At 63.9% G+C, this 11181-nt stretch carries 12 protein-coding genes and 1 pseudogene; 11 read left to right on the forward strand and 2 right to left on the reverse strand.

Going from position 1 to position 11181, the window contains the following annotated elements; all coding sequences use genetic code 11:
- From EOA23_RS26105 to EOA23_RS26150, 10 genes and pseudogenes are all read left to right on the forward strand, one after another.
- Nucleotides 1-181 (forward strand): annotated as a pseudogene (locus EOA23_RS26105) (oxidoreductase); the annotation flags it as partial.
- Nucleotides 178-501, forward strand: a complete 324-nt coding sequence (locus EOA23_RS26110; protein WP_127306265.1) for a ferredoxin family protein — start codon at nucleotides 178-180, stop codon at nucleotides 499-501. The pseudogene EOA23_RS26105 and the gene EOA23_RS26110, both read left to right, overlap by 4 nt.
- Nucleotides 502-512: 11 nt before the next feature.
- The gene (locus tag EOA23_RS26115; protein WP_127306266.1) at nucleotides 513-1349 is read left to right on the forward strand and encodes an ABC transporter ATP-binding protein; all 837 of its coding nucleotides are present in this window, start codon (nucleotides 513-515) and stop codon (nucleotides 1347-1349) included.
- 12 nt (nucleotides 1350-1361) lie between these two features.
- Nucleotides 1362-2267 (forward strand): ABC transporter permease, encoded by a 906-nt coding sequence (locus tag EOA23_RS26120; protein WP_127306267.1) that lies wholly within the window; start codon nucleotides 1362-1364, stop codon nucleotides 2265-2267.
- 26 nt (nucleotides 2268-2293) lie between these two features.
- On the forward strand, nucleotides 2294-3310 hold the full coding sequence (locus EOA23_RS26125; protein ID WP_127306268.1) for an aliphatic sulfonate ABC transporter substrate-binding protein: 1017 nt from the start codon (nucleotides 2294-2296) through the stop codon (nucleotides 3308-3310).
- A 166-nt stretch (nucleotides 3311-3476) separates the two neighbouring features.
- Nucleotides 3477-4565 (forward strand): Gfo/Idh/MocA family oxidoreductase, encoded by a 1089-nt coding sequence (locus tag EOA23_RS26130; protein ID WP_127306269.1) that lies wholly within the window; start codon nucleotides 3477-3479, stop codon nucleotides 4563-4565.
- A 51-nt stretch (nucleotides 4566-4616) separates the two neighbouring features.
- Nucleotides 4617-5531, forward strand: coding sequence for a sugar phosphate isomerase/epimerase (locus EOA23_RS26135; protein WP_127306270.1), 915 nt, complete (start codon nucleotides 4617-4619; stop codon nucleotides 5529-5531).
- Between the two features lie 15 nt (nucleotides 5532-5546).
- Nucleotides 5547-6644: a fatty acid desaturase family protein gene (locus EOA23_RS26140; protein WP_189341708.1), complete on the forward strand. Its 1098-nt coding sequence runs from the start codon at nucleotides 5547-5549 to the stop codon at nucleotides 6642-6644.
- Between the two features lie 26 nt (nucleotides 6645-6670).
- Nucleotides 6671-6985, forward strand: coding sequence for a MocE family 2Fe-2S type ferredoxin (locus EOA23_RS26145; RefSeq protein WP_127306272.1), 315 nt, complete (start codon nucleotides 6671-6673; stop codon nucleotides 6983-6985).
- A gap of 39 nt (nucleotides 6986-7024) precedes the next feature.
- On the forward strand, nucleotides 7025-7828 hold the full coding sequence (locus EOA23_RS26150; RefSeq protein ID WP_127306273.1) for a 3-methyl-2-oxobutanoate hydroxymethyltransferase: 804 nt from the start codon (nucleotides 7025-7027) through the stop codon (nucleotides 7826-7828).
- Between the two features lie 87 nt (nucleotides 7829-7915).
- Here the strand turns inward: EOA23_RS26150 and hutH are convergent, their stop codons facing one another.
- Together hutH and EOA23_RS26160 are read right to left on the reverse strand one after the other, a co-directional pair.
- Nucleotides 7916-9397 carry a histidine ammonia-lyase gene (hutH, locus tag EOA23_RS26155; RefSeq protein WP_126059982.1) on the reverse strand — a complete coding sequence of 494 codons (1482 nt, stop codon included), beginning with the start codon at nucleotides 9395-9397 and terminating at the stop codon, nucleotides 7916-7918.
- Nucleotides 9394-10395 carry an ornithine cyclodeaminase family protein gene (locus tag EOA23_RS26160; protein WP_127306274.1) on the reverse strand — a complete coding sequence of 334 codons (1002 nt, stop codon included), beginning with the start codon at nucleotides 10393-10395 and terminating at the stop codon, nucleotides 9394-9396. The genes hutH and EOA23_RS26160 overlap by 4 nt, the downstream gene beginning before the upstream one ends.
- A gap of 111 nt (nucleotides 10396-10506) precedes the next feature.
- Here EOA23_RS26160 and EOA23_RS26165 point away from each other — a divergent pair.
- The coding region (locus EOA23_RS26165; protein ID WP_127306275.1) for an MFS transporter at nucleotides 10507-11181 on the forward strand (675 nt) is incomplete at its 3' end.

The following is an 11181-nucleotide window of genomic DNA, read 5'->3' on the forward strand; positions in this document are numbered from 1 at the left end:
CGCCGCCACAGGGCGCTGGTCGGTTGCAGCGGCACTGCGCCGCGCCGAAAGCCGCGGCATGCACCGCCGCACCGATTTGCTAGGCAAGAACACGGCACTCGCGCATCGGCTGGTCATTACTGGCGTCGATGATTTCCGCATTGCGGGCGCGCCCGAGCGGCTCGCGGAGCTGGCGTCATGATCGAGATCGTCTCGGCCACCCGCTGCGTCGAATGCGACATCTGCGTCAAGGTGTGCCCTACCAATGTCTTCGACGCCACGGATGGCGTGCCGGTGATTGCCCGCCAGGACGACTGCCAGACCTGCTTCCTCTGCGAGATCTACTGCCCGACCGACGCGCTCTATGTGGCCGAGGCCGCCGAAGGGCCGACCGGCATCACCGAAGCGGAGGTCGAGAAGCGCCGTCTGTTCGGTTCATACGCCCGCGCGCTCGGCTGGAAGCGCGGCAAGGCCGGCGGCTCGGAATTCGACCCGACGCATCGTATCCGCGTGGCGCAATAGAGGCGACAACCATGGACCGCATCGTCGTCAGCGATATCAGGAAAACTTTCCAGCTCAAGCCGGGCCAGTTCGTCACCGTCGATGGTGAGGCGACCGACCGCGTGACCGTGCTCGACGGTGTCGATCTTTCCATCCGCAGGGGCGAGTTCATCACGCTGGTCGGGCCGAGCGGCTCGGGCAAATCGGTGCTGCTCGATATTATTGGCGGTTTGACGCAGGCGACGAGCGGCGGCGTTCAGCTCGACGGCAGGCGCATCACCAAACCGGACCCCAAAACCGGCTATGTATTCCAGCAATATGCCTTGTTTCCCTGGCGTACCGCGCTGGCCAACATCGAATATGCCTTGGAGGTGCGCGGCGTCGGCAAGGCGGAGCGAACCGCCACCGCGCCCCGCCTGCTGTCGCTGTTCGGGCTGGCCGGCTTCGAGGACCGTTTCCCCAACCAGCTTTCCGGCGGCATGCAGCAACGCGTGGCGATCGCGCGCGCCCTGGCCAGCGATCCGGAGGTGCTGTTGATGGACGAGCCGTTCGCCGCGCTCGACCAGCAGACGCGCGAGCTCCTGCAGGGCGAACTGCTCAGGATCTGGGGCGAGATCAGGACGACAGTGATCTTCGTCACCCATTCGATCGACGAAGCGATCTTCCTCGCCGACCGCGTGGTCGTGATGACGGCGCGCCCGGGCACGGTGAAGGAGATCATCGATATCGATTTGCCGCGCCCGCGCGGTGGCGACATCCGTGCCAGCACCGCCTTCAACGACTACCGGGCGCGTGTCTGGGAGGTCCTGCGCGACGAGGTCAACAAGGCGCAGAAGGACTGGACGCTGTCGCCGGCCTATAGCCACTGAGGAGTTCGAGCCATGGCCTATCTGACCGAAAAGCTTGGTCCCGTTGCGGGCTTTCGCGCCTTTGCCGGAGCCGGCAAGGCATCGGCCAAGGCTCCGGCCGTCACGGCTCGCAGCGAGGCCCGCGGCATCGGGCGCCGCAGGGGCGCGGCCGGGCTCGGCACTTTCCTCTACGGCCTGCCGCTGCTTGGCCTGTTCCTCCTTGTTTGGGAGATCGCGCCGCGGCTCGGCTGGCTGAACCGCATCTTCTTTCCGCCGCTGAGCGAGGTGCTGGTCGCCTGGTGGGACCTGCTCGCCTCGGGCGTGCTGATCGACCATATCGGCATCAGCCTGCAGCGCGCGGCGATCGGCTTTGCGCTTGGCGTGGTGGTGGCGATTCCGCTCGGTCTCCTGATGGGGCGCTATTCGCTGTTCGAAAAGGTGTCGGACCTTTTGGTGCAAACGCTGCGCAATACGTCCCAATTCGCGCTGCTGCCGGTGTTCATCCTTCTGCTCGGCATCGGCGAGGAATCGAAGGTGGCGATCACCTTCTACTCCTCGGTATTCTTCCTGCTGGTCAACACGATCAGCGGCGTCAAATCGGTCGATCCGCTGCTGATCAAGGCGGCGCGCTCGATGGGCACATCCGATTTCGACCTGTTCCGGAAAGTTATTCTGCCGGCCGCCATTCCCTCGATCGTCGCCGGCGCGCGGCTGGCGGTGAAATCCTCGCTGTTCGCGGTCATCGGCGCCGAGATGCTGGCCGCCAAGTCCGGCCTCGGTTTCCTGATCCAGAATTCGCAGCTGATGATGGAAACGGCCGACATGTATGCCGGCATCCTGACGCTCACGGTCATCGGGCTGACCGTCAACTATCTGCTCGTCTGGTTCGAGCGCTGGGCGACCGCCTGGAAAGGCCAGTCCGAAAACTCGCTCGTTTAAGCCATTCAATCGGGAAGGATTTCACCATGACCACCGCATTCAACGCATTTCGCCGGCTGCTCCTTAAGGGCGTCGTTGCCGTCGCCATCAGCCTTGGCGGCGCGCCTGCCTTCGCGCAGGACAAGCCCGAGGTGATCCGCATCGGCAGCACCGCGCCGGGGCACTTGAAGTTCATCCTCGCCCAGAAGGACGGATGGTGGGACAAGGAGTTCGCCAAGGACGGCATCAAGGTCGAACTTGTGACCTTCAACGGCGGTTCCGAAGCGACGACGGCGCTGGCTACAGGCGCGATCGAGTTCACCTATACCGGCAACAATCCTGCGCTTCGCGTCGCGGCCTCGGGCGCCGACGTCAATCTGATCGGACTGTCGAGCTATCTGAAATCGGGTGGTTCCTATGTCATCGTCAAGAACGATTCGCCGCTGAAGACGCTGCAGGATCTCAAAGGCAAGAAGGTCGCCTATCTCACCGGCACTGTCAGGCATTCGAATTTCAGCAAGGCGCTGAACAGCGTCGGCCTGACGACCGCCGACGTCGAAGGTCTGAACCTGCCCTTCGAGGCGTCCGGACCGGCGCTGCTGCGCGGCGACATCGACGCCATCGTCGAGACCGACTCGACCGCCGCCAAGCTGGTCGACACCGGCGAGGCGAGGGTGCTGTTCGACACGGGCACGCATCCTGAATGGAACGTGCCGAACGTCATCTCGGTCAACGGCGCCTTCGCAGCGAAGTATCCCGATCTGGTCAAGCGGCTGCTGAAGGTTGATATCGAGATTTCGCGCTGGGCCGACGCTCATCCCGAGGAGACCATCAAGACCTTCGTCGAAGCGACCAAGTCGTCTGAGAAATCGGTGCGCAAGACCTATGCCGACGGCGCGTTCCACCAGGACCCGAGGCTCACCGACGATGCGATCGCCGCTTTGAAAGGCGAGGAGAAATTCATGGCCGGCGCCGGCCTCCTGAAAGGCTCCATCGACTACGGCAAATGGGTCGACAAGAGCTTCGTCGACAATGCCGCCGCTGAAGTCGCAACCGTCCAGTAGCGACCGCCAGGCGATCTTCGAGGCCGCGCCGGCTGGCGCGGCCTTTGTCATTCCAGCCTAACGAGCGCGTGCATGCCGATCGCTGTCGCTGATGGGAAATGATGGCGCTGGCCTTGGCTGAGGCCTGGACCATCGCGTTATATCCAGTCCTCGACGGGAGGGATGGATGGCGAGCACGGGTTTCGAGCCGGACGTAAAGGTCCGGGTCAAGGACTACCGGATCGGCTGCATCGGCGCCGGCATGATCATGGCCGAATGCCATCTTGCCGCCTATGCGCAGGCCGGCTTTCCGGTGGTGGCGATCGCCTCCCGCACCAAGGCGAATGCCGCGAAGGTCGCGGATCGCTGGCATATCCCGACCGTCCACGACACGCCGGAGCAATTGATCGAGGATGATCGTGTCGAGATCGTCGACCTCGCCTTTCCTCCCGACCAGCAGCCGGCGCTGATCCGCCATGCGCTGAAGCAAAAGCACATCAAGGCGGTCTTGGCGCAGAAGCCGCTGGCGCTTTCGGTCGAGGAAGCGGTGAGGCTGCGCGACGAGGCGGCTGCCTCCGGCAAGGTCCTCTCGGTCAACCAGAACATGCGCTACGACCAGTCGATGCGCGTGTTGAAGCAGATCATCGACAGCGGCGCGCTTGGGGAGATCGTCTTTGCCGAGATCGACATGCACGCAATCCCGCATTGGCAGACCTTCCTGGCCGGTTACGACCGGCTGACGCTCGCCAATATGAGCGTGCACCACTTGGACGTGCTGCGCTTCCTGTTCGGCGATCCGGACGAGATCACCACGCTGACGCGCAAGGACCCTCGCACGAAATTCGACCATTCCGACGGCATCACCGTGTCGACGTTGCGCTTTCCTTCCGGCGTGCTCGCGGTATCGCTGGAGGATGTCTGGTCCGGTCCACGCCAGGAAGGCTATGACGACGACCAGCACATCAACTGGCGCGTCGACGGCACCAAGGGCGTTGCCAAGGGCACTATCGGCTGGCCGAAGGGTGTCGCCTCAACGCTGGCCTATGCCTCGACCGAGACGACGGGCGGCAAATGGATCAGCCCAAGCTGGGAGACGATGTGGTTCCCGCACGCCTTCATTGGCGTCATGGAGCAACTGCAATATGCCTTGAAGACCGGCACGGCGCCCGCGCTGTCCGTTGCCGACAACGTCAAGACCATGGCGCTGGTCGAGGCCGGCTACCGGTCGATGGCCGAAGGCCGCACCGTCAAGCTGTCCGAAATCCGCGTCGACTGAGTCAGCCGAAAGACGCGGCAACTGAATCGCTTACCCGGAGGACTTCACCTCATGATGCAGGCAGGTATCTTCACAGGCTATTTCCCCTACGAGCTGGAGGAATCGGCAAGGCGCATCCGCGCGCTCGGTTTCAACACCGTGCAGCTCGACCTGCATTTCAAGGATATCGACCTGTCGGCCGGGCAGATCACCAAGGACAAGGCGAGGACGGTGCGCGACACGTTTCGCGACCATAACCTGCCGGTCTGCTGCGTGTCCGGCTACACCAACATCATCCATCCGGACAAGGGAGAGCGGGAAAGGCGGCTTGCCTATCTCAAGGAGATCATACGCAACGCGCGCGACTTCGGCAGCCCTTACGTGATCTCCGAGACCGGCACCTACAACACCGAGTCCGACTGGGTGCATCATCCCAAGAACAAGACCGAAGAAGGCTTCGAGGAATGCCGCAAGGTGATCTCCGACCTCGCCCGGACGGCTTACGACCACGGCGCGGTGTTCCTGCTCGAGACCTATGTCAACAATGTCGTCGGCTCGGTCGAGGAGACGGTGAAAATGTTCGCGCAGGTCGATCATCCCGGACTTGGCCTGCTGATGGATCCGACCAACTATTTCGAGGCGCACAACATCGACCGCATGGACCAGGTGCTGAACCAGGTGTTCGACACGCTGACCGACAAGATCAAAATCGCGCATGCCAAGGACGTGAAGCGTTCGGGCGGCGACAAGAGCGAAAAGCATGCCGATATCGGCGACGCGGACGCGCATGAGGGACTGACCTTCCGCGGCGTCGGCGAGATCGAGCTACCGGCGCCGGGGCTGGGCGCGCTGAACTACGACCTCTATCTCAAGCGGCTCAGCGAGAAGCATCCGAATATCCCGGTGATCATCGAGCATCTGACCGAGGATGACGTGCCGCGAGCGAAGACATTCCTCGACGGCAAATTCCGTGCGAACGGGCTTTGATTGCGGGGAGGGATGATGACGGCGGCCTCCAGCACCAAGCGCGACTACAGCCTTGTCGGCGAAAGCACGCGCCGGGCGATCGAGACTGGGCTCGCCTCGGCCGAGTGGTACCACACCGACGTGGCGCGCAAGACCATGAAGGAATTGATGCAGCGCTCGGACGGGCCGGCGATCCGCGACACCAACATCTGGATCGTCGCGATCCTGGGCTCGGCCGCCGGCATCGTCTGGTTCTGGGGCACGTGGTGGGTCGTGCCGTTCCTGTTCGTCTATGGCGTGCTCTACGGCTCGTCGAGCGACTCGCGCTGGCACGAATGCGGCCACGGCACCGCCTTCCGCACGCGCTGGATGAACGATGTCGTCTACCACATCGCTTCCTTCATGCTGATGCGCAATCCGGTGCAGTGGCGCTGGAGCCATGCCCGCCATCACACCGACACCATCATCGTCGGCCGTGACGCCGAGATTGCGGTGATGCGGCCGCCGGATTTGCTCAAGGCGGCGCTGGCCTTCACCGGTATCCTCGACTTCCGCTATTCGCTGCCGACGCTGGTGCGCCAGGCCTTCGGCACATTGTCGGAGGACGAGAAGAGCTACATACCGCAGATGGAGCAGCACAAGGCGGTGATCGCGGCGCGCTGGCACATGGTGGTTTACGCAGCGACGATCGCTGTCGCCATCGCGCTTAAATCATGGATACCGCTGGTGCTGATCGGCCTGCCGCGCCTCTACGGCACCTGGCACATGGTGCTGACGGGGCTGCTGCAGCATATCGGGCTCGCCGACAACGTCACCGACCATCGGCTCAACACGCGCACCGTCTACATGAACCCGGTCAGCCGGTTCATCTACTGGAACATGAACTACCATGTGGAGCACCATATGTTCCCGATGGTGCCCTACCATGCGCTGCCGAAGCTGCATGAGCTGATCAAGCACGATCTGCCGGCGGCGAACCCGTCGATGTGGCACGCCTATCGCGAGGTCTGGCCGGTGCTGCTCCGACAATTGAAATACGAGGACTTTTACCTGAAGCGCGAATTGCCGCCGACGGCCAAGCCCTATCGCGGCGAGTTCCATGATCTCGACATAACGGCCGCGGCCGCCGAATAGGCGCCGCGGCAACTCGGAGATGGACGATGGCGGACTGGGTCGAAGCATGCGCGGTCGATGACGTGGACGAGGAGGACGTGATCCGCTTCGATCATGGCGGCCGCAGCTTCGCGATCTACCGCTCGCCGGACGACGCTTTCTTCGCCACCGACGGGTTCTGCACGCATGAGAAGGCGCATCTCGCCGACGGGCTGGTGATGGACGACATCATCGAATGCCCCAAGCACAATGGCCGCTTCAACTACAAGACCGGCCAGGCCAAGGGCGCGCCGGTCTGCGTCAACCTCAAAACCTATCCGGTCCGGATCGAGGCCGGTAAGGTGATGATCGATATCGGCTGACAGCAACGCGCCGCAACACATGGAGGGAACCGAAGTCCGATGAGCCGAAAGAGACCGACCGTCGCCGATCTGCGCGCGATGAAGGGCAAGCGGCAATTGACCATGCTGCGCGTTCTGACGCTGGAAGAGGCCGAGGCTGCCGAGCGGGCAGGGGTGGACATCGTCTCGGTGACGCCGGAACTGGTGCTCAATCCGCAATATCGCGACGCGGCGCCCAGCCTTTTCACCATGCCCGGCGAGAATTTCTTCGAAATCGGCACGGCGGACGATTTCCTGCGTTGGGCTTTCAGGCTCTACAAGGCCGGCGCCGATGCCGTCTATTGCAGCGCCGGCTATGCCACGATCAAGCGCATGGCCGACGATGCCATTCCGGTGATCGGCCATGTCGGCCTCATTCCCTCCCGCGCGACCTGGACCGGTGGCTTCAAGGCCGTCGGCAAGACCGCGGACACCGCCATGCAGGTGTTCGAGGCGGTCAAGCAGTTGGAAGCCGCCGGCGCCATCGGCGCCGAGATCGAGGTGGTGCCGGTTGAGGTGGCGAAGGCGATCTCCGAGCGCACGTCGTTGATCATGCTGTCGATGGGCGCGGGCACGGGCTGCGATGCCCAATACCTGTTCGCCGAGGATATCCTTGGCGCCAATCGCGGTCACATGCCGCGCCACTCGAAAGTCTACCGGAACTTCGCCGCCGAATATGACCGGCTGCAGCAGGAGCGCATCGCGGCGTTTTCCGAATATGTCGCCGACGTCAACAGCGGCGCCTATCCGGAAGACAGGCACATCGTGCACATGGATCCGGACGAGCTCACCCTCTTCATGAAGAAGGTGGACGGAAAGACCTGAACGGGCGGCGATAGGTCCTGCTTTAAGTTTCTAATTTTAAGCATGTCTTTATCCCGAAACAGGGCCCACTTGTCGGGAGACATGCTTTTAGGCTCGCCACGTTCCGTCGGCGAGCGCGGCGTAGAGTGTGTTGGCACTGGTCCCCAGAGGCCGGTCTTCCTTGAGCGTCGCGACATGAGAGCGGACCGCTGCGTGGATCACCCCGGTTGCCGGCGCCAGCACCAACCCTTCGCGCAGGTCCACGGCCTGGGCCGCCGCCATCAGCTCCAAGGCGATCAGACGCCGCCACAGCACGATCATCTCGCCACATTTGGCGATGGTGAGTGGTGTCTGGGTGGCGTGATCCTCGACGCCCTCTGACACCGGCAGGAAGTCGAGCATTGCTGGATTGGCCTTCTGGCGGATGGCGGCGAGGATTGCCGTGACCGTTTTCTGCAACGGCACGAAGCCAGCTGATGCGCCGCCGATCGGCGACAGATATTTTGGCAGGCCGTGGCGGCTGGAGCCGGTGAGCTGGATGAAACGGGCGGCGCAGGCTGCCGCGCATTGCGCAATCGCTAGGCCAAGCGTCTCGAAAGCGAGCGCCAGCGACGAGGTATGGAAATTGCCAGTCGACAGCACGAGCGCGTCCTCCGCAAGCACCAGCGGGTTGTCGGCGGCCGCGTTCAACTCGATCTCGACCGCCAGCCTGGCGTGATCGATCGCCTGGATCAGCGCGCCGTGAATCGAGGGCATGCAGCGGATCGAGAGCGGATCCTGAATGGTGGTCGGCGCCGGTTCATGGTCGCGCGCGAGCAGCTCTCGCAGCGTCTTTGCGGCCAGCGCCTGGCATGCCGCAGGGCGGGCTACATGCAGGCGCGGGTCCAGAATGGTGCGGTTTGCGCCGAGCGCCTCCATGGTCAGCGCGCCGGCCTGTTGCTGCTGTTCCATCGCCGACAGGACGTCGACAAGCGCCAGCGCACCGGCGCCAGCCGAAACCGCCGAGGCATTGATTAGCGACAGACCGTCCTTCGGCGCCAGACTGACCGGCGCCAGACGCGCCATCATCAGCGCCTTGGCAGAGGGCATGCGACGGCTCTGGTAGTCGGCGTCACCTTCACCGATCAGTGTGTGCGCGATCGCCGTCATCATCACCAGGTCACCGGCGCCGATCGAGCCCAGCGACGGCATGACCGGATGGACGCCGGCATTGAGGGCTTCGACGAGTGCCGTGAACACATGCGGCGAGAGACCGGAGCCACCGGCCGAAAGCATGGCGATGCGGGCAAACATCACCGCTCGCACGGTCTGTATCGGCAACGCTTCCCCGACTGCGGCGCCACGCCCGTCGAGAAGCTGGCGCTGGAAAGCGCTCGCGTCGCCTTCGACCGCGGTGACAAGATTGGCGCCGAGTCCGGTGTTCAGCCCGTAGATCTGCTGGCCGCCGGCCGCGGCGGCATCGAGGACTTGGCGCGCCTTGGTGAGCTTTTCGAGGACGGAAGGGGTGACCTCGACCTTGCAGGCATTGCGCGCGGCGGCAACCACATCCTCGATGCTGACGCCGGCGCCGGTGAGAACGAGCGGGGTCATGCGAAGCGCAGCCTCTGGCCGATGCCGTTTTCGCCGGCCTTGGCGAGCATGGCCTTGCCGAGCGCGATGTCGGAGAGCGAGAGGCCGCGATGCCAGAACAGGATCGTCTCGCCATCGCTTTGCCGGCCCGGCTTCAGGCCGGCGGCGATCTGGCCGAGCTCGGCATGCAAAGTCGCCTCGCTCAGCCGTCCCGTCTCGACATGGGCGCGCAGCGAGCCGAACTTGCCGCCCTTGCACTGGCCCCAGTCGTCGACGACGATCTTCTGCATGATGTCGGTGAGCGACAGCTCGACCGCGCTCATCGTGCCGTAGGGCACGACCAGCGCGCCGCGCTTGATCCATTCGGTCTTGAGCAGCGGCTGCGGCTCCGGCAGCCGCGAGGCCTCAACGACGATGTCGGCGCCTTCGACGCAGCTTTTCCAGTTGGCCACGGCCAGGACCGGCTTGCCGAGGTCGGCGGCGAGCTTCGCGGCGAAGGCGTCACGGCTTTCGGGCCTGCGCGAATGGACGCGGATCTCGTCGAAGTCGAAGAGGTGGTCGAGCAGCCGTACGTTCCAATAGGCGGTGCCGCGCGCGCCGATATGGGCGAGCACCTTGGACGACTTCTTCGCCAGATGCTTGGCGCCGATGGCGGTGACCGCGCCCGTGCGCATGTCGGTGATGACGGTGGCGTCGAGAATGGCGCGCGGCGTGCCGGTGCGCGGATCGAAAAGATTGAGGATGCCGAATTCCGACGGCAGGCCGTGCATGTAATTGTCGACATAGTCGCCGACGATCTTCACGCCGGCGGCGTCGAGCGGCGCCACATAGCCGCGCAGCACGTTGAAGTGGCCGTGGAAGGAGGGATCCGGCTCGAGATGGACGCGCGGCTCGATAACGGTCTGGCCGTTGCCCTGCGCGACGAGTCCGGCTTCGACGGCGCCGATGATCTCGGCGTCGGTCATGGCAAGCGCTTCGATGTCGAGAGCATTGAGGTAGTCGATATAGATAGGCTTCATGCGTTTTCCTCGGCCACCCCCGGCTCATCCATAACAGGCGAAACGGGGACACGGAAGTTTGTTGGATAAGCTCTGGACTGGAGCGGGCTTATGCTGTTCAACCACCGCGTCATGACCAGCATTCCCGACAACGCAGCCGTGTCCCCCGCAAATCCCGCGCGTCAGTCACGTCGTGTCGCGCTGATCGTGGCGGTCGCCTTCTTCATGCAATTGCTCGATTCGACGATCATCTCGACCTCGCTGCCGCAGATGGGGCAGTCCTTCGGCGTGCCGGCGGTGGCGATGAGCATCGGCATCACCGCCTATATGCTGACCATGGCGGTGTTCGTGCCGCTGTCGGCCTGGCTTGCCGACCGGTTCGGCGCGCGCAATATTTTCCTCCTGGCGATCGCGCTGTTCACGCTGGCCTCGGTCGCCTGTGGCTTTTCGCAGAGCCTGACCCAGTTCGTCGCCGCCCGCATCGTGCAGGGTCTTGGCAGCGCGCTGATGACGCCGGTCGGCCGCATCCTGGTGCTGCGCAACGCCGAGAAGTCCGAATTGATCGCCGCGACGGCGCTGATCACCTGGCCGGCTTTGTTCGCGCCGGTGGTCGGGCCGGTGCTTGGCGGCTTCATCACCACCTATCTCTCCTGGCATTGGAACTTCTTCATCAACGCGCCGCTGGGGCTGGCCGGACTTGCCCTGGTTGCCCGCTTCGTGCCGGGCGACCGCGATTCCGAGGCGAAGCCATTCGATTGGCCGGGCTTCTTCCTCACCTCGCTCGGCCTTGCAGTGATGCTCTACGGG

It is taken from the genome of Mesorhizobium sp. M2A.F.Ca.ET.042.01.1.1, from assembly GCF_003997405.1.
Lineage (GTDB): Bacteria > Pseudomonadota > Alphaproteobacteria > Rhizobiales > Rhizobiaceae > Mesorhizobium.